Origin of the sequence: Demequina capsici (assembly GCF_032102965.1) — a bacterium.
GTDB classification, from domain to species: domain Bacteria; phylum Actinomycetota; class Actinomycetes; order Actinomycetales; family Demequinaceae; genus Demequina; species Demequina capsici.
In genome coordinates this window covers 2574189-2598942 of record NZ_CP134880.1, presented here as the reverse complement: position 1 = coordinate 2598942, position 24754 = coordinate 2574189, and the positions used below count along the sequence as shown (strand labels likewise).

Below are 24754 nucleotides of genomic sequence, written 5' to 3'. Positions count from 1 at the left end.
GTTTGTCTAGTTCGTCACACTTGACCGGAGTGTCGGGGCGTGCGCCGTCGCGCGGTCCTCCAAGGCCGCGGGACGGCGCACGCCGTCAGACGTGGATGCCGCACTCCGTCTTGTCCTGGCCTGCCCATCGTCCGGAGCGCGGGTCCTCGCCAGGTGCCACCCGCCGGGTGCACGGGCCGCAGCCGATGCTCGGGTATCCCTGTGCTACGAGGGGATTCCTGGGAAGGTCGTGCTCCACCTGGTAACGCTCGACGGCGTCGTCGTCCCACAGTGCGACGGGGTTGATCTTGACCAGGCCGTGCTTCGCGTCCCAGCTGACCACGGGCAGCTCGGCGCGCGTGACGGCATCGACCCGGCGGGCGCCCGTGACCCAGGCACGGTAGCCCTGCAACGCCTGGCGCAGCGGCTCGACCTTGCGCAGCGCGCAGCACAGGTTCGGGTCGCGATCGTGCAGCCTGGCGCCGTGCTCGGCGTCCTGCTCGCTGACCGACTGCCGCGGGGTGGCGTTGACGACCGTGATCGGCAGGCGCCGTGCGGCCTCGTCGCGCGTGTCGAGCGTCTCCTGGAAGTGGTAGCCGGTGTCCAGGAACACGACGTCCACCCCCGCTTGCCGGGTGCCGAACAGGTGCGGCAGGACGGTGTCCTGCATGGACGACGCGACTGCCAGGTCCGTGCCGAACGTGGCCACGGCCCAGTCGGCGATATGGGCGGCGGAGGCGTGCTCCAGGCGTGCGTTGACCTCGGCGCAGGTCTGCTCGTTCCACTCGGTGGGGTTGAGCAGCGTGAGGGCCGCGGCTCCGCCGAGGACGCCGCCTCCCTGCGGCACGGCGCTCATCGGATCAGCTCCTCGTCCACCCTGAAGGCCCAGTCCGCGAAGGGCTCGTCCTGCTGGCGGGTCTCCAGGTAGTTGCGGGTGACGCGGTCCACGTAGGCGGGCATGCCGTCGGCCGTGACCTTGTGGCCGCGGATCTTGCGGCCGAAGTCGTTGTCGTCGCCGCGTCCCAGGCGTCCGCCGAGGTGCACCTGGAAGCCGGGCACCTGCTCGCCGGTCTCGTCGTCCAGGACCAGCTGGCCCTTGAACCCGATGTCGGCGATCTGCACGCGGGCGCACGAGTTCGGGCAGCCGTTGACGTGCACGGAGATGGGGGAGTCCAGGTCGGGGAAGCGCTCGTCCAGCACCTTGACGACCTCGCGCGCCGTCGCCTTCGTCTCCACGATCGCGAGCTTGCAGTACTCGATGCCGGTGCAGGCGATCACGTTGCGGTGGAACTCGCCGGGCTGGGACTCGAGCTCGAGGGCGCGCAGTCCGTTGACCACGTCGCTCACGCGATCCTCGGGGATGTCGAGGACGACGATCTTCTGCAGCGGGGTGAGGCGGATCCGATCGGAGCCCACAGACTCGGCGAGCCGTGCGATCTCCAGCAGCTTCTCGCCCGAGATGCGCCCCGCGACGGGCGCGACGCCCACGTACCAGCGGCCGTCCTTCTGCTGGTGGATGCCCACGTGGTCGCCACGGTCGCCCGCGGTGCCGACGCGCGGCGCCGGGCCCTTGGGCAGCTCGTAGCCCAGGTAGTCGTCCTGCAGCACCTGCAGGAACTTCTCCGGTCCCCACTCCTTGACCAGGAACTTGAGGCGTGCGCGGGTGCGCAGACGGCGGTAGCCGTGGTCGCGGAAGATGCCGGCGACGCCCTTCCACACCTCGTGGGCGATCTCGGGGCGCACGAAGACGCCAAGCCGCTTGCCGAGGAACGGGTTGACGGACAGGCCGCCGCCCACCCACAGGTCGTAGCCGATGCCCAGCTCGGGGTGCTCGACCGCGCAGAACGCGATGTCCTGCACCTCGTGCAGGATGTCCGGCACGGGCTGGCCGGTGAAGGCGGTCTTGAACTTGCGGGGCAGGTTGGAGAACTCGGGGCTGCCGATGTAGCGGTCGATGATCTCCCGGATCTGCGGGGTCGGGTCGATGAGCTCGTCCTTGGCGATCCCTGCGACGGGCGAGCCGAGGATGACGCGCGGGACGTCGCCGCAGGCCTCGGCGCACAGCAGGCCCACCTCCTCGACGCGACGGAAGATGTCGGGGACGTCCTCGATGCGCACCCAGTGGAGCTGGATGTTCTGCCGGTCGCTGACGTCGGCCGTGTCTCGCGCCAGGTCACGCGAGATCTCGCCGATGGTGCGCGCCTGCGCGACGCTCAGCTGGCCGCCGTCCGAGCGGATGCGGAGCATGAAGAACTCGTCGTCGAGCTGGTGCGGCTCGAGGATCGCGGTCTTGCCTCCGTCGATCCCGGGGCGGCGCTGCGTGTACAGGCCCCACCAGCGGAAGCGACCGCGCAGGTCGCCCGGCGGGATGGACCAGAAGCCCCACTTGGCGTACAGCGTCTCGATGCGGTGGCGCACCTGGAGCGGGTCGCCGCTGGCCTTCATCTCCTCGTTGGGGTTGAGGGGGGTGCGGTCGCCGGCTGCCCACTGGCCGTCGCGCGAGGCGGTGTTCTTGCGCGCGGCCGCCTCGCGGGTGCGGATGAGGCGTGCCTCGTCGCGCTGTCGTTGGCGCGCGTCCGCGTCGCCGGCCGCGCTCGGGGCGGGTGCGGTCTGCGTGGTGGTATCGGTATCCGGGTTCACCGATGCTCCTGGCTTCTTGCGGGAGCTCGGCCTGCGCGGGCGTACTGGAGGGTTGCGCCCGGTTCAGCCGAGCGCCCTGGGGTACGGGTGGTGTATCCGAGGGCGACTCAGGCCGAGGGACACATGACGCAGCACATCGCGCGCATGGTGCGCAGCGAGGGGAGTGCCGAGTTCGTCATGCGGAGAGTGTGACACATCAACTTCCGATTGGCCAGCAATCTACCAGGGACTATCCCTCGGGGGGTATTGCTACCAGGCGTCTTCATGCTTCGCGGCCATCGCCGCGGCAAGCCCTCGATCCCACGGCGACGCTCGCGACCGCTCGGCCGTGAAACGGACATAGCGGTACAAAACGGATAGTCTGCACGAGCCGCCGCGAACCGCCGACAGGGCGGGGCACGGGGTGGGCCGAGACGACCGTCCCGGCCCGAACGGAAGAAGGGAACCGACCTATGCGTCCGCACCACACTCCACCACGATCGACACGCCCGCGCACAGCGATGGCGCTGCTCGCCGCAACAGGCCTCGCCGCCGCGATGCTCACCGCAGGCGCCGCAGCCCAGGCGGCGACCGCGCGCACCGGAACGGCACCGGCCGCCTCGGTGCCGGCGCCTCCGAGCGGCTTCACGACGGTGTGGAGCGACGACTTCAGCGGCGCAGCGGGCACGGGCCTCGACACGTCCAGGTGGCTCTACGACATCGGGCACGGGTACGACGGCGGTGCGTGGAACTGGGGCACGGGTGAGATCGAGTACATGACGAGCAGCACTGCGAACGTCTCCCAGGACGGCAGCGGGCACCTGGCGATCACGCCGATCCGCGATTCAGCCGGGAACTGGACCTCAGGTCGCGTGGAGACGCAGGACACCTCCTTCGAGGCGCCCGCCGGCGGGATCCTCCGTGTCGAGGCGTCCATCAAGCAGCCCGACGTCACGACCGCGAACGGCGCCGGCTACTGGCCGGCCTTCTGGATGCTCGGCGAGCAGGCGCGCGGCACCGGCGCCGCCGGATGGCCGTCGTTGGGCGAGATCGACATCCTGGAGAACATCAACGGTCGCAGCAGCTACTTCGGCGCCCTGCACTGCGGGACCGCCTCCGGTGGCCCGTGCAACGAGACCACCGGCATCTCCTCCGGGGAGCGGACCGCCTCCGGCGTCGGCACCGGCTTCCACACCTACGCGGTCGAGCTGGACCGCAGTGCCAGCCCGGAGCAGATCCGCTACTACATGGACGGCGCCAACTACTTCACCATCAGCGCCGACCAGGTCGACGCGACCACGTGGAGCAACGCCGTCCATCACGGCTTCTTCATCATCCTGAACGTGGCAGTCGGCGGCGGCTTCCCCGACGCGTTCGGGGGCGGCCCCTACGACTCCACGGTGTCCGGCAAGCCGATGCTCGTCGACTACGTCACGGTCGCGACCAAGCGCGCCGGCGGGACCTCTGCCTCCGGCCACGGGACGGTGGTCAATGCCGTGAACGACAAGTGCCTGGACGTGGCAGCCGCCAGCAGCGCGAACGGCACCGCGGTGCAGCTCTACGACTGCAACGGCACGAACGCGCAGCAGTGGACCTTCGCTGACGGCGAGCTCAAGGCGTTGGGCAAGTGCCTGGACGCCTCGGAGTGGGGCACGGGCAACGGCACCCCGTTGCAGATCTGGGACTGCAATCCCGGGCAGGTGAACCAGGTGTGGGAGCGCTACAACGGCGGCTATCGCAACCCCGTGTCGGGCCGATGCATCGACGATCCAGGTTCGTCCACGGCCAACGGGGCCCGCATCCAGCTGTGGGACTGCAACGGCACGAACGCGCAGAAGTGGACGACCCCCGGAGGCGCCCTGTGAGCCGCCTCACCGCCCTGACGGGCCTCCGGACCGCGGCAGTGGCCGCCCTCGCGGCGGCGCTGTGCGCAGCGCTCGTGCCGGCTCAAGCCGCCACGACCTCCCTGCCGATGACCGTCGCCAACGATTCGGGGCGCTCCGAGCAGACGTACATCTACGTGACCGCACGGAACCAGTCGACGGGCGAGCAGGGCTATGTCGGATCCGACGGGCAATGGCATGCGTTCGAGCTGCCGTCGTCGGTCCCGGCGGGCCAGCCCAACCCGGCGGCGCCCGACTTCGCGATCGCGGGGCCGACCGACGGCTCGAGCACGACGCTCGACCTGCCCAGCAGCCTCGCGGGCGGCAGGATCTACATCTCCTTCGGCGAGAAGCTGAGCTTCTACCTCTCGCCCGGGGGTCTGGTGGAGCCTGCGGCGTGGAACGAGAGCGACCCGAACCACGACATCCTGTTCGACTGGGCCGAGTTCACGCGCAACGGCACGGGGATCTTCATCAACACGACGATGGTCGACATGTCGAGCGTGCCGCTCTCCCTGTCGGTGACGGACTCGAGCGGTGACACGACGACGGAGGGCACGCTCGTCTCGGGTGGCCGTGAGCAGATCTTCGCGGAGATCGAGGCCCTCGGCGGCGACTGGGCGAACCTCATCCAGACACGGGAGTCCGACGGCCTGCCGCTGCGCGTGCTCGCGCCGATCCACGGCATGGAGACCGAGTCGGCCTTCAGCTCGACGTTCTTCGACTCGTACATCGACGACGTCTACGACTACTACGCGAGCCACACGCTCACCGTCGCGATGGACATGGGCACGTACACCGGCACCGTGAACGGCGACTCCTTCACCTTCACGGACTCGAGCGGCGTGACGATCGGCTCGCTCACGCGACCCACGACGGCCGAGGTGTTCGGTTGCAGCGGTGCGCTCCAGCCGGGTGGTCAGCCGAACCAGACCGCGATCCTGGCGGTCGGTGCGCGGGTGTGCGCCGCCTTCCATCGAGGGACCCTGTCGACGCCCAGCCGGGTCGCCTCGGACACGCAGCCGACCTACGACGCGTCGTCGTTCTACCAGACGGCCTCGTCGGATCTGTACTCCAAGGTCATGCACGACGCGTCCGCCGACGGCCGTGCGTACGGCTTCGCCTTCGACGATGTCGCCGAGCTCAGCCCGAGCATCGACGTGTCCGACCCCGTGTCGGCCACTCTGACCCTCAGCCCGTTCACCGGTTCCGGCGACGGGGACGACGGCGGCTCGACCGGTGGTGGCGACGGCTCGGATGGTTCGTCGCCGGGTGCGGTGGTGAACGCGGTCAACGACAAGTGCCTGGACGTGGCGGCGGCCAGCAGTGCCAACGGCACGGCGGTGCAGCTGTACGACTGCAACGGGACGGTCGCGCAGCAGTGGACGTTCGAGGATGGCCAGCTCAAGGCGATGGGCAAGTGCCTGGATGCTGCCGAGTGGGGCACGAGCGACGGCACGCCGTTGCAGATCTGGGACTGCAACCCGGGTCAGTCGAACCAGACGTGGGTGCGGTTCAACGGCGGGTATCTGAACCCGGCGTCGGGGCGGTGCGTGGATGATCCGGGCTCGTCGACCGAGAACGGTGCACGCATCCAGCTGTGGGCGTGCAACGGCACGGACGCGCAGAAGTGGACCACCCCCGGGGGAACCCTCTGATGCGGCGCGCGGCGCGGTGACGCGGGGGCAGGGACGGCGTTCGTGCGTCGTCCCCGCCCCGGCATGAGAATCGCCCCTGGTCGAGCCCCGAGAGGGGCCCGGCCAGGGGCGATGTCGTGCGGGGTCAGCCCAGGCCGCTGCCGATCGCGTGGATCAGCTCACCGTCCGAGGTGTCTCCCGAGAGCTCCCAGAAGAACGCTCCGCCCAGGTCCTCCTGGTTCACGTAGCTCATCTTCCCCGAGATGGTGGCCGGGGTGTCGTAGCTCCACCACTGGCCGTTGCAGAAGGCGTACGCGGTGCCGCCCACGGTCCCTGTGGCCGGGCAGCTCGTCTTCAGGACCTTGTAGTCCTCGATGCCTGCCTCGTAGGTGCCGGGCGCCGGGCCCGTCGCGGTGCCGCCCGCGGCCTCCTGGGTCACGCCGGTCCAGCCGCGCCCGTAGAAACCGATGCCGAGCAGCAGCTTGTCCGACGGGATCCCGAGCGACTTCAGCTTGGCGATCGCCGTCGCGGAGTCGAACCCGGCGACGGTCTGGCCGGTGTACGAGGTCAACGGCGAGTGCGGTCCCGTGGGCCCGGTCGGGTTGAACGCGCCGTTGTAGTCGTATGTCATCGGCATGAAGAAGTCGACGGACGACGCGGCGCCGGCGTAGTCGGCGGCGGCGATCTTGCCGCCGTCGGTGCCGTCGGCCGTGATCGCGGAGGTGACGAGGTCGGAGCCGAACCGGTCCCGCAGCGCCTTCATCAGGTTCGGGTACGCCTCGTAGCCGCTCGCGTCGCACTGGTTGCCGCAGCTGTTCGGGTACTCCCAGTCGATGTCGATGCCGTCGAACACGTCGGCCCAGCGGGGGTCCTCCACGAGGTCGTAGCAGGACTCCGCGAAGGCCGCGGGATCGGCCGCAGCCTGCGTGAACCCGCCCGACCACGTCCAGCCGCCGAAGGACCAGATGACCTTCAGATCGGGATGCATCGCCTTGAGCTTGCGCAGCTGGTTGAAGTTGCCGCGCAGGTCCTGGTCCCATGTGTCGGCGACGCCGTCGACGCTCTGGTCTGCGGTGTACGCCTTCTCGTAGTCGGCGTACGAGTCGCCGATGGTGCACTCGCCGTTCTGGACGTTGCCGAACGCGTACACGATGTGGGTGAGCTCGTCGGCCGAGCCCGAGGTCTCGACGTCCTTGACCTGGTAGTCGCGTCCGTAGATGCCCCACTCGGTGAAGTAGCCGACGACGCGTGCTGACCCGTCGCCTGGTGCGGCGGGAGTGGTCGGGTCGGTCGCGGGGTCCGTCGGTTCCGTAGTCGGCTCCGTCGGGTTCGTGGCGGCGGCGCTGCAGGTGCCTTCGTCGGCCCAGACTCCCGAGCCGCCGGAGCTCGGCGTCTCCCCTTGGGTCCACCATCTCGCCTGCCAGTTGTGGTCACCGTACGAGACCTGGGTGCCGCCGGTGTAGACGGACGCCGCGTCCCACGCGGCGGCGCACGTGCCCGAGTCGGACGGCGTGGTGGCGCCGTCTGTCGGATCGCCCGTGCCCGTGCAGGTGCCCTGTTCGCGCCAGACGCCCCAGTCGCCGGTGGTGCCGGGCTCCTCGCCCTGGGTCCACCATCCGGCGGTCCAGGTGTGCCCGTCGTGGGCGACGACCGCGCCGCCCGTGTAGACCGATGCCGCGTCCCATTCCTGGGCGGTGCAGGAGGCTGTGGACATCGGCACCGTCACCGGCGCCGTCTCCTGCGGGTGTGCCTGCGCGGTGGACGCCGCCGCAGTCGGGATGAGCATCCCGACCGCGAGCGCGATCGCGCCGACCATTGAACGTGCTCTTCTCACTTGGGTTCCTTTCGATGGGCCTCGTCGCCGCGGGCGGGCCCGTGGGCGCGCGGCCCTGGTGTGCGGTGGCGGCGACGGCGCCCCCCATGCGTCGTCGCCGCGGGTGCGTGGTGCGGCTCACCTCCTCTGTCCGTGTGCGGGGCCGACGGCGCCGCCGTCGGCATCGGGCGTTCGGCTGACGGGCCGGCCGCCCGACGTGGGTCAGGACTGCGAGGCGACCCAGGCTGCGCCTGCGACGCTGTTGCGCAGTCCGTCGAACGACCACCGATCGACGATCAGCACCGGGCCGCCTGGGGCGTCGGGCAGGTACCACTGGAGCTGTGAGACGGTGTGCCGCACGGCCCCGTCGTCGTCGGTGCAATCCACCCGCAGCTCGGCGAGCGTGCCGTCGACGCCGTCGATCACGACCTCGGTCAGGGTCGGGTCATCGTCGGTGGCCTGGGGTGCGAGCCCGCCGGGGCACCCGGTCCCGTCCTGCGTGTAGGCCGCGGAGGGGTCGGTCTCGCCGATGATCGCGTCGCCCTGCAGGACCGCGAACGCGGGGCAAGGGGTGTCCGCGGCGCAGCCCTTCGCCTGCACGATGGTCGCTCCGTCGACCGTGTCGAGGACATCCCAACGGTCGGGGACCCCGAGCAGGATCGGGCCTACCGCGGTGCGGATCTCCCCGCTGTCCGCCGCGTGGGCGTCAGCCGTCCCTGCTGCAGGTCCTGTCGCGTCCGACGAGGCCCCGGTCGCTGGGGTCAGCGTGTCGCTGGCCGTGGTGGTGCCGCATCCGGTGAGCGCGGCGAGCGCCAGGGTGGCGCCGAGCGTGAGACGCATGGTGTGCCGTGTGAACGATGTCATGGGTCAGGACTATAGACACAAGATGTCCGATTTGTCCGATTGGGCGTGACGTTCCGCCTGGTACACGACGCGCCACCGTCAGGAGCGCGGTGCCTCGCCGCCCGTGCCCCGCACATGGGCGTCGTGGAAGCGCAGGATCTGCTCGATCGTCGCCGGGTCGCGCGTCTCGAGCGCGATCTCCCGGGTGCCCAGCCGCACGCCTCCGAGCACGAAGTTGTGGGAGCCGGTGATCGCCACCCGTGCGCCCGAGGGGCGGAAGAACACCAGCGCCTTCGCGTGCAGGTACTGCCGTCGCTCGTACTCGGTGCGGTGCCCTGTCCACAGCATGGACGACGCGATGAGCACCCGGTTGGCGGCGCGTGCGTTGCGCGGCGGGTTGAACCAGAGCTCGTGCTCCCGCTCGCGGATCGCACGGCCCAGCTCGCCCGTGGGGCAGTACTGCGACATGAGCAGCACCCGCTGCGCGCTCAGCGCGTGGTGCAGGGCGCGGCGGTAGATGATCGAGTCGCCGGGGATGCCGCCGTCCACGAGCACGCGGTCGGTGCCGTACCTGAGCTCGAGCGAGCGGTGGCCGCGCTCTGACAGGTTCATGCGCTGGATGCGCCCGTACACGTCGTCCAGGTCGTCGGCCAGGCGCGGGTCGTCGATCCGCAGCATGAAGTCGGCGTTCTCCACGCCCTTGCGGTCCAGGTTCACGCCTCCGAAGGCGTACGCGACGTCGTCCACCACGCAGAACTTCGTGTGGGTGCGGCCACGCCAGATCAGTCCCTTCTCGCGGCCCAGCCAGGAGAACGCGACTCCTTCGCGCGCGAGCTTCGAGGCGAGCATGCTCGAGGCGCGCCAGCGGGCGTTGCGATAGCCGGTGGGCAGGAAGGTGCCGGCCGCGTCGGCGTACGTGAAGACGTCGGCGGCCACGCACACGCGCACGCCGCGCCTGGCCGCCCAGACGAGCGCGTCGATCAGCTCGTCGGTGCGATGGTCGTCGGCGATCGTGAGGGTGGTGAGCAGCACCCTGCGCCTGGCTCCGTGGATCCGGTGCGTCGCGTCCGCGATGTACTCGTCCGAGGTGAGGAGCTGGGGGCGCGTCAGAGCGCCGCGACGGCCGTCCGAAGCGGCGCCGCGGGGACGGGGCGGGGCGCTTGCCACAGCACGAGGCTCGCACGCCGTCGAACCAGTTCACCCCGTTGGGGCCTGTCCTTCACCGAAGATTCATCGGCCTACACTCGAAGGACGGCATAGCCCCCGCGAAGAGATGCCGTGCCAGCCACGAAGGGCGATGAGGATGGACGGTTCGCGCCCCGCCTCCGGCATGTACGACGTGCAGTCGATGCTGTCCGGGCTCGATCGGATCCTTGCCTCCCAGGACGCGCCGTCCGCGGTGCCGTTCCTGGACGATGCGCTCACGGGGGCCCGGACCCTGGGCGACGAGGCCGCGGAGCTCACCATCCTCAACGAGGTGATGGGCCTGCACCGCTCGCTCGGCAGCCATGAGCGCGCGCTCGAGGCCGCGGAGCGTGCCCTGGGGCTGGTCCCGAGGCTCGGCCTCGCCGGCACGGACGCCCATGCGACCACGCTCATCAACGCAGCCACGGCGCGGCGTGCCGCCGGACGCCTTGACCAGGCGCGCGACACGTATGCCCAGGCGCTGGAGGTCGCGGGCCGCACGTTCCCTTCGGGCGATCGTCGCCTCGCCGCCCTGCACAACAACCTCTCCATGCTGCACTCCGAGGCAGGCGATCCGCAGGGTGCGTACGACGAGCTGTCCCAGGCGCTCTCGATCGTCGAGGCGGCCTCCGTGGATCCGGGCAGGGACGTCGACGTGGCGGGCACGCTCACCAACCTGTCGCTCGTGTGCCACGACCTGGGACGGGACGACGAGGCCGAGCGGCTCGCGCGCCGGTCCCTCGCGATCTTCAAGGCCGGCGGGCACGACCAGAACCCCCACCTGGCGGCTGCGCTCGCGGGGCTCGCGGAGGCCTGCTTCCGTTCCGGACGCCACGCCGATGCGGTCGAGCTGTACGAGCAGGCGCTCGCGATCGTCGACGCCGCGTACGGCTCGCAGAGCCCGCAGCACGACGTCACGCTGGAGAACCTCGCTCAGGCGAGGACGGCGGCCGCAGCGGACCCTGGCCCGCGCCTGCTCGTCGACGCCTCCTCTGCGAGGGACGGCGGATCGTCCACGGTCGATTCCGAGGCATCGCCCGGCGGCCTCGACCCGGCGCTCGCGGTGCCGCGCATGACCGGGCTGGCGCTGGCGCGCGCCTTCTGGGAGGAGCACGGCAGGCCGATGCTCGACCGCTACCCGGAGCAGCGGGGGCGCATCGCGGTGGGGCTCGTGGGTCACGGCTCCGAGTGCTACGGCTTCGACGACGACCTCTCCCGCGACCACGACTTCGGGCCTGGCTTCTGCCTGTGGCTGGGCGAGGCCGACCACGCGGAGATCGGATCGCGGCTTCAGGCAGACTACGACGCGCTGCCCGCCACGTTCATGGGGTTCGGCCCGCGGGTGACCACCACGCGTGCCAGGGGAGGGGGTCGACGCGTCGGAGTCTTCGAGATCGCCGACTTCTTCCAGGGGCTCACGGGGCTGCCGTCCGCACCTCCCGCCGATCAGCCCCACCTCTGGGTGACGTTGGACGAGGCGACGCTCGCCGCCGCCACCAACGGCGAGGTGTTCGCCGACCCGCACGGGGCGTTCAGCGCCGTCCGAGGCGCGTTCCTGCGCATGCCGGACGACGCTCGGCTGGCACGGATCGGGCAGCGCCTCGGGATGATGGCGCAGGCCGGCCAGTACAACCTGCCACGCATGCTGGCCCGGGCCGACGGCGAGGCGGCCTGGCTCTCCGTCGCAGAGTTCGTGCGCGCGGCGGCGTCCCTCGTGTTCCTGCTCAACCGGCCCACCGCCGTCGGCTACCTGCCCTACTACAAGTGGCAGAGCGCGGCGTTGCGTCGCCTCGCCTCCCGTCCCGTGTCCCGCCTGGCGGGGGTGCACGCGCAGCTGGCCGACGCACAGCGGCTCGCGTCCGCGGCCTGCTTCGGCGGCGCAGGGTTCGGCGAGGGAGGCGCCGGGGCTGCACCCGCGCGGCGGGGCCTGCAGGCCGCGATCGACGACGTGTGCACGCAGGTGGTGGCCGAGCTGCGGCTGCAGAGGCTCAGCGCCTCGGACTCGACGTTCCTCGAGGCGCACCGTGACGAGGTGCGTGCCCGCATCGGTGACCCGTGGTTGCGTGCCCTGTGACCCGCTCCCCACGATCCTTGCGCCTGGCGGTCGCCCGCCCGGTGCCGGGCCGTCGCCTGAGGAGGCATGTGTGACCGAGACCATGGAGGAGCGCGCCGCCCGGCTCGAGCGCGCGCGGGAGATCGTCGCGCACGAGTGGTCGCAGTTCCAGCTGGTGCGCGGGGACGACGGGCGTGCCGCCTGCCAGGACAATCCCGCCGAGTTCGAGGTGCAGAGGCTCGGCCAGTTCATGACGTGGCCCATGCCGCTGCTCGACTCGTACGCCGCGGACCTGGACGCCGCCGACGCCGCGGGACGCAACCTGCTGACCGAGAAGTACGCCCGCATGATGGAGCCCACCGAGCCGGAGCGCTACGTCCGCGAGCTCGCGCCTCATCTGCCGCTCCTGGACGCCGACCGCGTCGCCGCACAAGAGGAGATCATCGCGATCCAGGTGCCGTGGGCGCGCGACTTCCACCGCGACCACCCGGCGCTGGGCGCGGCGATGCGGGTGCTGACGACCGCAGAGGACACCCTGGAGGCCACGTCCTTCGAGACGTACCTGCGGGGCGAGCTCGGCACCTACTCCGACGCGACGCTCGCGCTGTACCGGGAGCTGGTCGACGCGACCGTCGCCGCCGGCCAGAACCTCACCTGGCGTACCGTCGCCTACACGAGCATCTTCGCCGGGTACCCCGACCTGGAGGCCGCCGAGGCGGCGCAAAGGGCGTGACCGCCGTGTCGTCGAACTCGCCGACGACGCGTCGGCAGGCCGCACCCGGGCCTATCCCCCCGGGGGGATTCCGTGCGTGGACGAGGCATTTTCGCGCTGTCAGCATGCCTATACTCTGGTCTCATTGCGCCGGTGGGACGTCCCGGCCATGACCTTCCCCGACCGAATCGAGTACGACGTGACCGCCAACCGCCCCCTGCGCGTGGCCATCATCGGAGCCGGCCCCGCCGGCACCTACGCCGCGGACATCCTGTCGAAGACCGACCTCCACGTGTCGATCGACATCATCGAGCGTCTTCCCGCACCGTTCGGCCTGGTCCGCTACGGGGTCGCACCCGATCACCCGCGCATCAAGCAGATCATCGTGGCGCTCGCGAACGTGCTGGGCCGAGGCGACATCCGCCTGCTCGCGAACGTGAACATCGGCACGGACCTCACCCTCGACGATCTGCGCGAGCACTACGACGCTGTCATCTTCGCCACCGGCTCGTTCAAGGACGCGGACCTCGACATCCCCGGCATCGACCTTGAGGGCTCGTACGGTGCCGCAGACTTCGTGTCCTGGTACGACGGCCACCCCGACGTGCCCCGCACCTGGCCGCTCGAGGCCAAGGAGGTCGCGGTGCTGGGAGTCGGCAACGTCGCGCTGGACGTGGCGCGCATCCTTGCCAAGCATGTGCCCGACCTGATGCCCACGGAGATCCCCGCGAACGTGCAGGCAGGCCTCGAGTCGTCACCGTGCACCGACGTCCACGTGTTCGGCCGTCGCGGTCCCGCGCAGGTGAAGTTCAGCCCGCTCGAGCTGCGCGAGCTGGGCCAGGTCCCGGGCGTCGACGTGATCGTCTACCCGGAGGACTACGACTTCGACGAGGCGTCCATGGAGGCCGCCGAGACGAACAAGCAGACCAAGCAGGTCGTGAAGACCCTCACCGACTGGACGCTCCGCGAGCCCAAGGGCTACGACCACCGGATCCACCTGCACCTGCTGCAGGAGCCGCACGAGATCCTGGGCGAGGACGGCAAGGTCGCGGGCATCCGCATGGAGCGCACCGCGCTGCAGGGAGACGGCTCGGTCAAGGGGACCGGCGAGTTCCTCGACTACCCCGTGCAGGCGGTGTACCGCGCGGTCGGCTACTGGGGCACCGAGATCGACGGCGTGCCCTTCGACGATCGCAGGGGCGTCATCCGCAACGAGGGCGGCCGCGTGCTCGACGAGTCCGGCCAGCAGGTCCCCGGCTTCTACACGACCGGCTGGATCAAGCGCGGCCCGGTCGGCCTCATCGGCCACACGAAGTCCGATGCGCAGGAGACGATCGCCAACCTCGTGGCCGACGCCGACGCGCTGTTCGCCGAGTCCCGGGCCGGCGCCGAGCAGCTGAGCCCCGACAACGTGCTGCGCCTGCTCCGTGCGCGTGAGGTCCCGGTCGTCCTGTGGGACGACTGGGAGGTGCTCGACGCGCACGAGCGGTCGCTCGGAGACGCGCAGGGCCGTGAGCGCGTGAAGGTCGTGCCGCGCGAGGAGATGACGGACATCGCACTCAAGCGCGCCTGAGCGTGACGGGGTTCGTCCGGGTCTGGGATCCGACGGATCCTGCTGACTGCGAGGCGGTGTCGCGCCTGGTAGGCGACTACCTGGTGGCCACAGAGGCGGAGAAGGGCACCTTCGTGGACCGCGCCGATGCGCTTCCCGAGCGGTACCGCGTCGAGACGGACGATGCGCCCCGCGCCTTCGCGCACGCCGACGTCTTCGTGGCACACGATTCGGACGCGCCGGTGGGGTGTGCGGTCCTGTCCGATCCGCGCGACGGCGCCAGCCAGATCAAGCGGCTCTGGGTCGATCCGGTTGCGCGTGGTCGTGGCCATGCGGGGCAGCTCATCGACGCTGCGGTCGCTACTGCCATCGCGCGCGGGGACGATGCGGTCCGCCTCACGGTGTGGTCATGGCGCCAGGGAGCCATGGCGCTCTACAGGAGCCGCGGCTTCGTGGAGGTGCCGTCGTGGGATGCTCGCCCCGACCTGGTGTGCATGGAGCGTCCGCTCGCCACCAGGTGAGAGAATCTGCGCGAGAGGGGAACCCGTGCGCGCCCGCGCCCGTTCTTCTCGTGTCTGAGACGTCTACGGAGGAAAAGTGGGTAGCACCAAGCACTTCAACGGGCTGAAGACCTTCGGGCTGTTCGTGCTGCTGTGGGTCGTCATGCTCGCCCTCGGCTCGTTCATCGGCAGCGGCCAGTACCTCTGGATGTTCGCCGGGCTGGGCCTGGTCGGCACCGTGTACGGCTACTGGAACTCCGACAAGCTCGCGATCCGCGCGATGCACGCCCGACCCGTGAACGAGGTCGAGCAGCCTGCGATGTACCGGATCGTCCGCGAGCTGAGCCGTGAGGCGAACCAGCCCATGCCCATGCTCTACGTGTCTCCCACGGATGCCCCCAACGCTTTCGCAACCGGACGCAACCCTTCTCACGCGGCGGTCTGCTGCACCACCGGCATCCTGGGCCTGCTGGACGAGCGCGAGCTGCGCGGCGTCCTGGGCCACGAGCTCATGCACGTCTACAACAGGGACGTCCTCATCAGCTCCGTCGCCGCGGCGTTCGCCGGCATGATCACGGCGGTCGCCCAGTGGCTGATGTTCTTCGGCGGCGGACGCGATTCGCGTGACAATCCGCTCGGCATCTTCGGAGTGCTGGCGATGATGCTTCTCGCCCCTCTCGCGGCGACGCTGATCCGCATGGCGATCTCCCGCACGCGTGAGTACGACGCCGACCAGGATGGAGCGACCCTCACCGGCGACCCGCTCGCGCTCGCCTCAGCGCTGAAGAAGCTCGAGGGCGGTGTCCAGCGCAGGCCGCTGCCGCAGGAGCCCAAGCTGGAGAACGTGAGCCACATGTTCATCGCGAACCCGTTCCAGGGTGCCGGCATGGCGAAGCTCTTCTCCACCCACCCGCCCATGGATGAGCGCATCGCGCGGCTGGAGGACATGGCCCGCGAGGGCGGATACGGCGGCTTCGGCGGTCAAGGCCCGACGCGCGGCGACGACCTGGGCGGCGGCTACCGCCTCAACTGACGGTTGCCTCCTCAGCTGACGGCGGCCGCGCGTCCGGGCTCGAGCGTCGGGCGGGACAGCACGGCGGCCTCCACCCGCGTCGTGTCAGGCGTCGCGCGTACGCTCGGGACGAGCAGAAGGGGGAGGTCGATGTCGACTCGTGAAGAAGGAGAGGCCACCGCCCTGGTGGTCGTCGATGTGCAGACGTCCGTGGTGGAGCACACGTACGCCCGGGATCAGGTGGTCGGGAGGATCGCCGAGGTCGTCGATCGTGCGCGATCGCTCGGTGCTCCTGTGGTGTGGGTGCAGCACTCGGGCGAGGGGCTCGAGCGCGGCTCCGACGGTTGGCAGCTGGTACCGGAGCTGCGCGTGGGCGAGGGTGAGGCGCTGGTCCACAAGCGGTTCGGGGACGCCTTCGAGGACACGGACCTCGAGGAGGTGCTCGGCGCGCGCGGCGTCGGGCGGATCGTGGGGTGCGGTGCGCAGACCGACGCCTGCGTCCGGTCCACCCTGCACGGGGCGCTGGCGCGCGGCTACGACGTGACGCTCGTGAGCGATGCGCACACGACCGAAGACCTCACCTCGTACGGAGCTCCGGCGCCGGACCTGGTGATCGCTCACACGAACCTCTACTGGAGCTACCAGTCGGCGCCGGGCCGTACCTGCGAGGTGGCTCCGGCGAGCGAGGTCGGCCTCGCCGAGCCGTGACGCAGACCCTGCGGAGTCGACCCGTGTCGCGGCGCCCTGAGCGCGGACGCCGAGGAGGCTATTCCGGGGGCGAGAACTCTGAGACACCCTGGTAGAGGGGCAGATGTGTGGGCGAGGATGCCCATTCAGGAAGCGTCCCGCGCGGGATCTGCGTTGCCGTAGGAGGAGGCGGAACGTGCCGCCTTCCCTGATGGACGCACCCCAGAGGGAGGACGGATGCCCCGCAGCAAGGGCCTTGCCGCCGGCGCGATCGCGCTGGGGGCCACGGCGGCCGTCGCCGCCTACGATCTGATCCAGCGGCGCCACTCGGTGCTGCGCAACTACCCGGTCGTCGGTCACCTGCGCTACGGCCTCGAGCGGATCCGACCGGAGGTGCAGCAGTACTTCATCGAGCGCAACTGGGACGGCCGTCCGTTCGACCGGGACATCCGCTCGATCATCTACGAGCGCGCCAAGGGCACGCTCGAGGAGCAGGCGTTCGGCACGGAGCGCGACGTCTACCGTCCGGGGCACGAGTACCTGGTCCATTCGGTGCACCCGGCGCCCGAGCCTCAGGAGGCACCTCGGGTCCGCATCGGCGGCCCCGACTGCACCCGGCCCTACGACATGGCTCTGGTGAACGTGTCGGCCATGAGCTTCGGCGCGCTGTCCGCGAACGCGATCCGTGCGCTCAACGGGGGAGCGGCCAAGGGCGGCTTCGCGCACGACACGGGCGAGGGCGGGCTGTCGCCGTACCACCTGGAGAACGGCGGCGACCTGGTGTGGGAGCTGGGTACCGGCTACTTCGGCGCCCGCACCGAGGACGGGGACTTCGACCCCCAGCAGTTCGAGGACAAGGCTGCGCATCCGTCCGTGAAGGCCGTGTCGCTCAAGCTGAGCCAGGGCGCGAAGCCCGGCATCGGCGGCGTGCTGCCGGGCGCGAAGGTCACCGAGGAGATCGCCCGCACCCGCAACGTGCCGGTAGGCGAGAAGTGCGTGAGCCCCGCGTCCCATCGCGTGTTCGACACGCCCGTGGGCCTCATCGAGTTCATCGCCCGCATGCGGACCCTCGCGGGTGGGAAGCCGGCCGGGTTCAAGCTGTGCGTGTCCTCCCGTGAGGAGGTGCTCGCCATCGTGAAGGCGATGCTGGAGGTGGGCACGGCGCCCGACTTCATCATCGTCGACGGCTCGGAGGGCGGGACCGCCGCGGCTCCGCTGGAGTTCGAGGACCACGTCGGCATGCCGCTGACCGACGGCCTCATGACCGTCCACAACGCGCTCGCCGGCGCCGGCCTGAGGGACCGGGTGAAGGTGGGTGCGTCGGGAAAGGTGGCCGCCGGGAACGACGTGGTGAAGCGCCTGATCCAGGGTGCGGACTACACGAACTCGGCGCGCGCCATGATGATGGCCGTGGGCTGCATCCAGTCGCAGATCTGCCACACCGACAAGTGCCCGGTGGGCGTCGCGACGCAGGACCCGCGCAGGGCCCGCGCGCTCGACGTCCCCGACAAGACCGAGCGCGTCCGCCGCTACCAGGATGCGACCGTCCGTGAGGCGGTGCGCCTGATGGCTGCCATGGGTGTCGACCACCCGTCCCAGCTGACCCCCGATCAGCTGCGCGTCGTCGTGGACCACGGCCGGACCGAGTCCTACGGCGAGCGCTACGACTGGCTCTCCACCGGGGCGCTGCTGGAGGGAAGCGCCCCCGAGCAGTGGGTGCGCTCGTGGGAGCGCGCCGACGCCAGCACGTTCCATACCCGCGCCGTCGCCTGAGACGGCCCCGACGTCAGCGAAGGAGATCCCGATGAGCACCGTCGCGCAGTGCATCGTCAGCTCGCTCGCGCACCACGGAGTCACGCAGGTCTGGGGCGTCGTGGGCGACGCCCTCAACCCCGTCACGGACGCGATCCGTACCACGGACGGCATCGACTGGATCGGTGTCCGGCACGAGGAGGCGGCCGCGTACGCCGCGGGCGCCCAGGCGCAGCTCACCGGCCGCGTCGGCGTCTGCATGGGGACCGTCGGCCCGGGCGCGATCCACCTGTTGAACGGCCTGTACGACGCGAAGAAGTCCCATGCGCCCGTGCTGGCGGTCGTGGGCCAGGTCCCCACCCCGGAGGTCGGCACCGACTACTTCCAGGAGGTGGACAACGACAAGCTGTTCGCCGACGTCGCCGTGTGGGCGCACACGCTCACGTCCGCCGACCAGCTGCCGCACGCGCTCGAGGCCGGCGTCAACGCCGCCTACGAGCTGGGCGGCGTCGCGGTCCTCACCCTGCCGGGGGACGTCGGCTCGCTCGAGATCGACGACGCGGTCGCCACCTTCTCCCGCCCCGCGCCGATGGCCGCGCCCGGCCCCGCGGACGTGCGGTCCGTGGCGGACGCGATCGCGGAGTCCGACAAGGTGACCCTGCTCGTCGGGCGCGGAGCAGCGCATGCGCGCAGCCAGGTCGTCGCGCTCGCGACCGCCCTGCAGGCGCCGATGGTGGTGACGGTCAAGGGCAAGCCCGCGTTCGACGGGGACAACCCCTTCAACGTGGGTCAGGCGGGCCTGCTCGGCAACCCGGCCGCGGCGTCGGCCCTCAAGGATGCGGACCTGCTGCTGATGGTCGGCACCGACTTCCCGTATCGCGAGTACTACCCGGACGACGCGTTGGTGGTCCAGATCGACTCGCGCGCCTCGCATCTCGGTCGGCGCACCCGGGTCGACATCCCGCTGGTGGGCGACGCTGCCGCGACGCTCGACGCCCTGCTCCCTCTCGTGGCCCAGCGCGACGACACCTCCCATCTGGACTCGGCCGTGGGCGAGCTGCGGTCCTGGCGTGAGCGCCAGGCGGCGCTCGCGGACCCGGGTCATGACGACGAGGGCCTGATCCGGAAGGCGCGGTCGCTCTTCGACAATCCCGAGGGACGGATCCGCCCGGAGGCGGTGGCGACGGCGGTGGACCGCGCGGCACCGCTGGATGCGGTGTTCACGGTGGACACCGGGATGTCGACGGTGTGGCTCGCACGGTACGTGGAGATGCGTGGCGACCGCGAGCTGCTCGGCTCGTTCAACCTGGGCTCGATGGCGAACGCGCTTCCGCAGGCGCTTGGAGCGGCGGCGGCGGACCGTTCCCGTCCCGTCATCTCGTTCTCCGGGGACGGTGGGCTGATGATGCTGCTCGGCGATCTGCGGACGGCGGTCACCTACTCGCTTCCGATCGTGGTGGTCGTGTTCGACAACGCACGGCTCGGAATGGTGAAGCTGGAGCAGGAGGAGGGCGGCCTTCCGGAGTTCGGCACCCGGCTCGACAACCCGGATCTGGCTGCCGTCGCCTCGGCGATGGGTCTCGCCTCGCGCCGCGTCGAGGACCCGGACGACGTGGACGAGGCGGTGCGTTGGGCGCTGGCCCAGGAGGGTCCCGTGCTGCTCGACATGGTGACGAACCCGGACGAGGTGGCCGTGCCGCCGCATCCGAGCGTGTCCCAGGCGTGGGGCTTCGCGGTGGCGAAGGTGCAGGAGGCGCTGGAGAGCCGTGCGTAGGGTTCGAACGCGCGGAATACCTTCTGATCGACACCTGTTGATGTATGCGTCAGCATCTAATAGGCCGCGTCGACGCGGCACGACAGAAGGAAGTGGTCCCCATGGCCAGGTTCGACAGCAAGGTCGCGATCGTCACCGGCGGAGGCAGTGGCATCGGCGCCGAGATCTCACGTGAGCTGGCGGCTGAAGGCGCGAGCGTCGTCGTCACCGACATCAGGCTCGAGGCCGCCCAGGCGATCGTCGACCAGATCACCGCAGCGGGCGGCAGGGCCGCAGCATTCCAGCAGAACACCGCAAGGTGGGAGGACTCCGAGGCGGCGGTCACCTTCGCCAAGGCGACCTTCGGCGGTCTGCACCTTGCCGTGAACAATGCCGGCATCGGCGCGGCACCGCAGAACATCGGCGACTACAAGATCGAGGACTGGGACCGCGTCCGCGCAGTGGACCTGGATGGAGTCTTCTACGGCCTCCGCTTCCAGCTGCCTGCCATGGTCGAGTCCGGCGGAGGCGCGATCGTGAACATGGCGTCCGTGCTCGGCTCCGTGGGCATCGCGCAGAACGCGGCCTACGTGACCAGCAAGCACGCGCTCATCGGTCTCACCAAGGTCGCCGCGCTCGAGTACACGGCCCAGGGCGTGCGCACCAATGCGGTCGGCCCTGGCTTCATCGACACCCCGCTTGTGCGCTCGAGCCTCTCGCCCGAGGCCCTCGCCGGCCTGGAGCAGATGCACGCCGCGAAGCGTCTGGGCAAGGACAAGGAGGTCGCGGCGCTTGCGCTGTTCCTCCTCAGCGATGACGCGTCGTTCATCTCCGGCAGCTACCACCTGGTCGACGGCGGCTACTCGGCGCAGTAGGCCGCGCCGCATCGACGCGGTGCGGGTCGGCGGGGTCCGGGTCAGCGGGGACGACGGGTGAAGGTCACGTGCGTGACGCCCGACGGCGTGCTCACGGCCTCGCTGTCGAAGCGCTGCTCGAGCCCCTCGAGCCCCCACCACAGCTGTGACCCGCGACCCAGCACGATCGGCACGACGACCACGTGGAGCAGATCCACGAGGTCCTCGGCGAGGAAGCTGCGCACCGAGGTCGGGCCGCCTCCCAGCCGCACGTCGGCCTCGCCTGCGAGCTCCCGTGCGACGTCGAGGGCGCGAGCGGGGGCTGCGTCGAGGAAGTGGAACGTGGTCTCGCCGAGCGTCAGAGGCGCGCGCGGCCGGTGCGTGAGCACGACCACGGGCGAGTGGAAGGGAGGCTCGTCGCCCCACCAGCCCTGCCAGTCGGGGTCGTCCTGCCAGCCCGGGGGACCGAACTTGCCGGCGCCCATGATCTCCGCCCCGATGCCTTCGAAGCTGCGACGCGCGAACGCATCGTCGGGAGTCGGCTCGCGCGTCAGGTCGCCCTGCTGGGCGCCGAAGGTGCGCGTCGGGAGGAACCATTCCATCAGCCGCATCCCCGCGTGACCGAACGGGGATGCGAGGTTCTGGTCGGCGCCTGCGCCGAAGCCGTCGAGCGAGATCGCCAGGTTGTGCACGCGCACCAGGGACATGACGGCAGTGTGCCACCGCAGGCGGTCCGTGTCCCGGTGAGCGTCGCGTCCTCCACAGGCGACGCCGAGTGAGGGCCGCGCTTCAGCGATCCGTGGCATGCTCCCACCCCGGAAGGAGTGCACATGGCGGCCGCGCTGTTCGTGCTCACGATCGTGAGCCTGATCTGCGTGGGCCTGGTGTCCCCGCGCTGGCGAGAGGTCCCGATGGCGGTGCTCGCGGTCGCCTCCGGCGTCCTGATGCTGGAGGACCGCGCGAGCGACATGCCGCTCACCGCCCGTGTGGTCATGTGGGCGGTGGTGTCCTCCGTGTACACCGGCTGGCAATGGCACCTGCGGGTCACGGAGGTGGCGACCTAGCGCCGGGGATCCGCGCAGAAAGTCCGGTTTGGGGCTTTCGATGGCATGATGGCCCTCATAGGGGGTACGGCGTGACTTCGACGACGGTGTTCATCGTGGCAGCGGCACTGCTGTCGGCTGCGGCGTTCCTCCCGCGTCGCTGGTGGGGCTGGGCATGGGGCGTGACAGCTGTCGCGGGATCGGCCGCGATCCTCGTGGCGGGCGGCGCCATGGTCTCGCCGCTGGCGGTCGCCGTCTGCGCGATCATGGTGTCGAGCACATATGCGTGGAGGCGGCGCCAGGAGCCTCAGGCCCCCGCCGCCGCCTCCTAGCTGTGCTCGCTCAGCGGAAGTTGACGAACTGCAGCGCCGCGTCGACGTCGGCGTTCTTGAGCAGCGCGATGGTCGCCTGAAGGTCGTCGCGTGACTTGGACGTCACTCGGAGCTCGTCGCCCTGGATGAGCGCCCTGACCGACTTGGGGCCTTCGTCGCGCACGAGCTTGGTGAGCTTCTTCGCCACGTCCTGCGCGATTCCCTCCTTCATCTTGGCGACCAGGCGGAACTCCTTGCCCGACGCGACCGGCTCGCCCCACTCGAGCGCCTTCATCTCGATCTGACGCTTGGCGAGCTTGGAGATGAACACATCCAGCACGGCCTTGACGCGCTCAGGGCTGTTGGCCTTCATCAGGATGTCCTCGCCGGAGAACTCGATCGAGGCGCCCACGCCCTTGAAGTCGTACCGCTGATTGATCTCCTTGACGGCCTGGTTGAGCGCGTTGTCCACCTCCTGGCGGTCCACCTTGCTCACCACGTCGAAGCTGCTGTCGGCCATGAGTCCTCCTTGTCGTCGAGTCGTGTTCCGGGGGCGAGCGGCGCGAGTTCGCGCGGTGCCCCGATTCCTTGCTATCCTTCCATGCGCGCCGCTTGCGGCGCACGGCAGGTTGCCCGAGCGGCCAAAGGGAGCTGACTGTAAATCAGCCGTCTGTGACTTCGGGGGTTCGAATCCCTCACCTGCCACATTCGGGAAGCCCTCTCCGAGAGATCGGGGAGGGCTTTCCTGTTGTTCGGGCGGGTCGGGGTGCCGGATTCTTGCGCGTGGTCGAGGTCGCGAGAAGGGATCTTTCGAGGTTCGACGCCGACCCGCGAGAAGCCCGAGAAGTCGTGCGTGAAACTCCGTATGACATGGAATGACACGATGCCCCTGAGGGTGTAGCGTCTGACTCAGCGCGCACCCCCCTCGCGCGCGAGATGGCTCCCGCACGACCCCCCCTTACGTTGCGGGGACCACGATAAAGGGCGCGTCGACCCCCTCGACGCCCCGCACGGCCCCACCAGCCGGCTCAGCCGCGGTGGGGCCGTGGTTCGTCGTGGGGGCTTCTGCCAGGTGCGCGGCGCTCAGCCGGCGTGGGCGGCGTGGTGCACGGAGGCGCTCTCCATGTCCTCGAGCTCGATCCCCTTGGTCTCCGGCACCTTGGTCCAGACGAACCAGAACGAGAGCGCGGCCATGAGCGCGTAGAAGCCGTACGCGAACTGCAGCCCCCAACCGGCCATCACAGGGAACGTGAGGGTGATCGTGAAGTTCGCCAGCCACTGGGCTGCGGCAGCGACGGCGAGCGCCGCGGCACGCAGCCGGTTGGGGAACATCTCGCCGAGCAGCACCCACACGACCGGTCCCCAGCTCGCGGCGAAGAACACGACGAACGCGTTCGCCGCGACGAGCGCGATGATCGACCACGGGTGCTGGAGCTGGGTGTCTCCCGCCGCGTCGACCGTGGCCTGGTTGAAGGAGACGGCCATCGTGAGCAGGGACACGGTCATGCCGACCGAGCCGATGATGAGCAGCGTGCGCCGCCCGATCCTGTCCACCAGGGCGATCGCCACGAGCGTCATGACGATGTTCGTGAGCGACGTGATCGTGGAGGTCGTGAACGCGTCGGACTCGTCGAAGCCGACCGACTTCCACAGGGTGGTCGAGTAGTAGAAGATCACGTTGATGCCCACGAACTGCTGGAAGACGGACAGCAGGATGCCGATCCAGACGATGGGCTGCAGCCCGAAACGGGGGCCTCGCAGGTCCGACAGGGTGAGGCTCTCGTCGCCGCCGAGCGAGGCACGGATGAGCGCGATGCGGCCCTCGGGGTCCGGCTCGCCCGTGTAGTCCTTGAGGATCGCGGCGGCCTCCTTCTCGCGGTGTCGTTCCACCAGGTAGCGAGGCGACTCCGGGAGGGTGAGCGCCACGCCTCCGTAGATCAGCGCGGGGATCACGGCGGTGAGGAACATCCAGCGCCATGCCTCCACGCCGAACCACAGCTCGTACGAGGCGCCGCCGGCGGCACCGGCGAGCACCTCGTCGGACAGCAGCGAGGCGAAGATGCCCAGCACGATCGCCATCTGCTGCAGCGATCCCAGCCGACCCCGGAAGGCGGCCGGCGCCACCTCGGCGATGTAGGCGGGGGCGATGACGGACGCGGCGCCGATCGCGAGGCCGCCCACCACGCGCCAGCCGATCAGGTCCCACACCCCGAAAGCGAAGGCGGAGCCGATCGCGGACACGAGGAACACGATGGCGGAGATGACCATCACACGGACACGGCCGAAGCGGTCCGCGAGCCCGCCCGCGAACCATGCGCCGACTGCGCAGCCCAGCAGCGCGGACGCCACCGCGAAGCCCGTGAACGTGTCCGACAGCGCGAACTCGCTCGAGATCGAGTCGACCGCGCCGTTGATCACGGACGAGTCGAACCCGAACAGGAAGCCGCCGAGCGCGGCCCCGATGCTGATGGCCACGACCTTCGCGTGGAGTCCCCTCGTCGGTGTGCCGGCCTGCGATCCTGCAGCGGACATCGCCCCTCCTTCGAGCCTGGTGAGCCGCTCCGGC

At 70.2% G+C, this 24754-nt stretch carries 21 protein-coding genes and 1 tRNA gene; 14 read left to right on the top strand and 8 right to left on the bottom strand.

The window, feature by feature from the left end; translation table 11 throughout:
* Positions 1 to 85 precede the first annotated feature (85 nt).
* Together RN607_RS12380 and RN607_RS12375 are read right to left on the bottom strand one after the other, a co-directional pair.
* Positions 86 to 835, bottom strand: a complete 750-nt coding sequence (locus RN607_RS12380; protein ID WP_313497634.1) for a phosphoadenylyl-sulfate reductase — start codon at positions 833 to 835, stop codon at positions 86 to 88.
* Positions 832 to 2619: a nitrite/sulfite reductase gene (locus RN607_RS12375; protein WP_313542903.1), complete on the bottom strand. Its 1788-nt coding sequence runs from the start codon at positions 2617 to 2619 to the stop codon at positions 832 to 834. Before RN607_RS12375 ends, RN607_RS12380 begins: the two co-directional genes overlap by 4 nt.
* Positions 2620 to 3071: 452 nt before the next feature.
* On the opposite strand from RN607_RS12375, the gene RN607_RS12370 reads away from it, so the two are divergent.
* Both RN607_RS12370 and RN607_RS12365 read left to right on the top strand, forming a co-directional pair.
* Positions 3072 to 4463, top strand: coding sequence for a ricin-type beta-trefoil lectin domain protein (locus RN607_RS12370; protein WP_313542901.1), 1392 nt, complete (start codon positions 3072 to 3074; stop codon positions 4461 to 4463).
* Complete coding sequence (locus tag RN607_RS12365; protein ID WP_313542899.1) at positions 4460 to 6139, top strand: beta-1,3-glucanase family protein; 1680 nt, start codon at positions 4460 to 4462, stop codon at positions 6137 to 6139. Before RN607_RS12370 ends, RN607_RS12365 begins: the two co-directional genes overlap by 4 nt.
* Positions 6140 to 6263: 124 nt before the next feature.
* Here RN607_RS12365 and RN607_RS12360 read toward each other — a convergent pair whose 3' ends face one another.
* The 3 genes from RN607_RS12360 to RN607_RS12350 form a co-directional block, all read right to left on the bottom strand.
* Positions 6264 to 7952, bottom strand: coding sequence for a glycosyl hydrolase family 18 protein (locus tag RN607_RS12360; protein ID WP_313542898.1), 1689 nt, complete (start codon positions 7950 to 7952; stop codon positions 6264 to 6266).
* 201 nt (positions 7953 to 8153) lie between these two features.
* Complete coding sequence (locus tag RN607_RS12355) at positions 8154 to 8795, bottom strand: hypothetical protein (protein WP_313542896.1); 642 nt, start codon at positions 8793 to 8795, stop codon at positions 8154 to 8156.
* Between the two features lie 78 nt (positions 8796 to 8873).
* Positions 8874 to 9941 carry a phospholipase D-like domain-containing protein gene (locus RN607_RS12350; RefSeq protein WP_313497622.1) on the bottom strand — a complete coding sequence of 356 codons (1068 nt, stop codon included), beginning with the start codon at positions 9939 to 9941 and terminating at the stop codon, positions 8874 to 8876.
* A gap of 136 nt (positions 9942 to 10077) precedes the next feature.
* Between RN607_RS12350 and RN607_RS12345 the strand changes: the two genes are divergently transcribed.
* The 9 genes from RN607_RS12345 to RN607_RS12305 all read left to right on the top strand — a co-directional run bounded on the left by RN607_RS12345 (position 10078) and on the right by RN607_RS12305 (position 20855).
* On the top strand, positions 10078 to 12033 hold the full coding sequence (locus tag RN607_RS12345) for a tetratricopeptide repeat protein (RefSeq protein WP_313542894.1): 1956 nt from the start codon (positions 10078 to 10080) through the stop codon (positions 12031 to 12033).
* Positions 12034 to 12103: 70 nt separating this feature from the next.
* Positions 12104 to 12745, top strand: coding sequence for a DUF4125 family protein (locus RN607_RS12340; protein WP_313542891.1), 642 nt, complete (start codon positions 12104 to 12106; stop codon positions 12743 to 12745).
* Between the two features lie 148 nt (positions 12746 to 12893).
* Positions 12894 to 14297 (top strand): FAD-dependent oxidoreductase, encoded by a 1404-nt coding sequence (locus tag RN607_RS12335; RefSeq protein ID WP_313542889.1) that lies wholly within the window; start codon positions 12894 to 12896, stop codon positions 14295 to 14297.
* A 2-nt stretch (positions 14298 to 14299) separates the two neighbouring features.
* Positions 14300 to 14797: a GNAT family N-acetyltransferase gene (locus RN607_RS12330; RefSeq protein ID WP_313542887.1), complete on the top strand. Its 498-nt coding sequence runs from the start codon at positions 14300 to 14302 to the stop codon at positions 14795 to 14797.
* Between the two features lie 76 nt (positions 14798 to 14873).
* Entirely contained in the window at positions 14874 to 15809 is a 936-nt protein-coding gene (gene htpX / locus RN607_RS12325; RefSeq protein ID WP_313497613.1) for a zinc metalloprotease HtpX, read from the top strand.
* 129 nt (positions 15810 to 15938) lie between these two features.
* Complete coding sequence (locus tag RN607_RS12320; RefSeq protein ID WP_313542885.1) at positions 15939 to 16496, top strand: isochorismatase family protein; 558 nt, start codon at positions 15939 to 15941, stop codon at positions 16494 to 16496.
* A 216-nt stretch (positions 16497 to 16712) separates the two neighbouring features.
* Complete coding sequence (locus RN607_RS12315; protein ID WP_313542883.1) at positions 16713 to 18248, top strand: FMN-binding glutamate synthase family protein; 1536 nt, start codon at positions 16713 to 16715, stop codon at positions 18246 to 18248.
* Between the two features lie 31 nt (positions 18249 to 18279).
* The gene (locus tag RN607_RS12310) at positions 18280 to 20001 is read left to right on the top strand and encodes a thiamine pyrophosphate-dependent enzyme (protein WP_313542881.1); all 1722 of its coding nucleotides are present in this window, start codon (positions 18280 to 18282) and stop codon (positions 19999 to 20001) included.
* A gap of 101 nt (positions 20002 to 20102) precedes the next feature.
* Positions 20103 to 20855: an SDR family NAD(P)-dependent oxidoreductase gene (locus tag RN607_RS12305; protein ID WP_313542879.1), complete on the top strand. Its 753-nt coding sequence runs from the start codon at positions 20103 to 20105 to the stop codon at positions 20853 to 20855.
* Between the two features lie 41 nt (positions 20856 to 20896).
* Here RN607_RS12305 and RN607_RS12300 read toward each other — a convergent pair whose 3' ends face one another.
* A complete protein-coding gene (locus RN607_RS12300) occupies positions 20897 to 21541 on the bottom strand; it encodes a dihydrofolate reductase family protein (RefSeq protein WP_313542876.1) in 645 nt (214 codons plus the stop codon).
* A gap of 123 nt (positions 21542 to 21664) precedes the next feature.
* On the opposite strand from RN607_RS12300, the gene RN607_RS12295 reads away from it, so the two are divergent.
* Entirely contained in the window at positions 21665 to 21898 is a 234-nt protein-coding gene (locus RN607_RS12295; protein WP_313542875.1) for a hypothetical protein, read from the top strand.
* Positions 21899 to 21969: 71 nt separating this feature from the next.
* Positions 21970 to 22209: a hypothetical protein gene (locus RN607_RS12290; protein WP_313542874.1), complete on the top strand. Its 240-nt coding sequence runs from the start codon at positions 21970 to 21972 to the stop codon at positions 22207 to 22209.
* A gap of 10 nt (positions 22210 to 22219) precedes the next feature.
* Here RN607_RS12290 and RN607_RS12285 read toward each other — a convergent pair whose 3' ends face one another.
* Positions 22220 to 22708, bottom strand: a complete 489-nt coding sequence (locus RN607_RS12285; RefSeq protein WP_313497601.1) for a YajQ family cyclic di-GMP-binding protein — start codon at positions 22706 to 22708, stop codon at positions 22220 to 22222.
* Between the two features lie 103 nt (positions 22709 to 22811).
* Between RN607_RS12285 and RN607_RS12280 the strand changes: the two genes are divergently transcribed.
* A tRNA-Tyr gene (locus RN607_RS12280) sits at positions 22812 to 22893 on the top strand.
* Between the two features lie 378 nt (positions 22894 to 23271).
* Here the strand turns inward: RN607_RS12280 and RN607_RS12275 are convergent.
* The gene (locus tag RN607_RS12275; RefSeq protein ID WP_313497599.1) at positions 23272 to 24720 is read right to left on the bottom strand and encodes a sugar porter family MFS transporter; all 1449 of its coding nucleotides are present in this window, start codon (positions 24718 to 24720) and stop codon (positions 23272 to 23274) included.
* Positions 24721 to 24754: the final 34 nt, after the last annotated feature.

Bases quoted from the DNA above. Each gene is read 5' to 3' on its own strand.
- RN607_RS12300 (WP_313542876.1), bottom strand. From the start codon at position 21,541: ATGTCCCTGGTGCGCGTGCACAACCTGGCGATCTCGCTCGACGGCTTC.
- RN607_RS12345 (WP_313542894.1), top strand. From the start codon at position 10,078: ATGGACGGTTCGCGCCCCGCCTCCGGCATGTACGACGTGCAGTCGATG.
- RN607_RS12305 (WP_313542879.1), top strand. From the start codon at position 20,103: ATGGCCAGGTTCGACAGCAAGGTCGCGATCGTCACCGGCGGAGGCAGT.
- RN607_RS12380 (WP_313497634.1), bottom strand. From the start codon at position 835: ATGAGCGCCGTGCCGCAGGGAGGCGGCGTCCTCGGCGGAGCCGCGGCC.
- RN607_RS12320 (WP_313542885.1), top strand. From the start codon at position 15,939: ATGTCGACTCGTGAAGAAGGAGAGGCCACCGCCCTGGTGGTCGTCGAT.
- RN607_RS12315 (WP_313542883.1), top strand. From the start codon at position 16,713: ATGCCCCGCAGCAAGGGCCTTGCCGCCGGCGCGATCGCGCTGGGGGCC.
- RN607_RS12295 (WP_313542875.1), top strand. From the start codon at position 21,665: ATGGCGGCCGCGCTGTTCGTGCTCACGATCGTGAGCCTGATCTGCGTG.
- RN607_RS12275 (WP_313497599.1), bottom strand. From the start codon at position 24,720: ATGTCCGCTGCAGGATCGCAGGCCGGCACACCGACGAGGGGACTCCAC.
- RN607_RS12335 (WP_313542889.1), top strand. From the start codon at position 12,894: ATGACCTTCCCCGACCGAATCGAGTACGACGTGACCGCCAACCGCCCC.
- RN607_RS12370 (WP_313542901.1), top strand. From the start codon at position 3,072: ATGCGTCCGCACCACACTCCACCACGATCGACACGCCCGCGCACAGCG.
- RN607_RS12285 (WP_313497601.1), bottom strand. From the start codon at position 22,708: ATGGCCGACAGCAGCTTCGACGTGGTGAGCAAGGTGGACCGCCAGGAG.
- RN607_RS12355 (WP_313542896.1), bottom strand. From the start codon at position 8,795: ATGACATCGTTCACACGGCACACCATGCGTCTCACGCTCGGCGCCACC.
- RN607_RS12310 (WP_313542881.1), top strand. From the start codon at position 18,280: ATGAGCACCGTCGCGCAGTGCATCGTCAGCTCGCTCGCGCACCACGGA.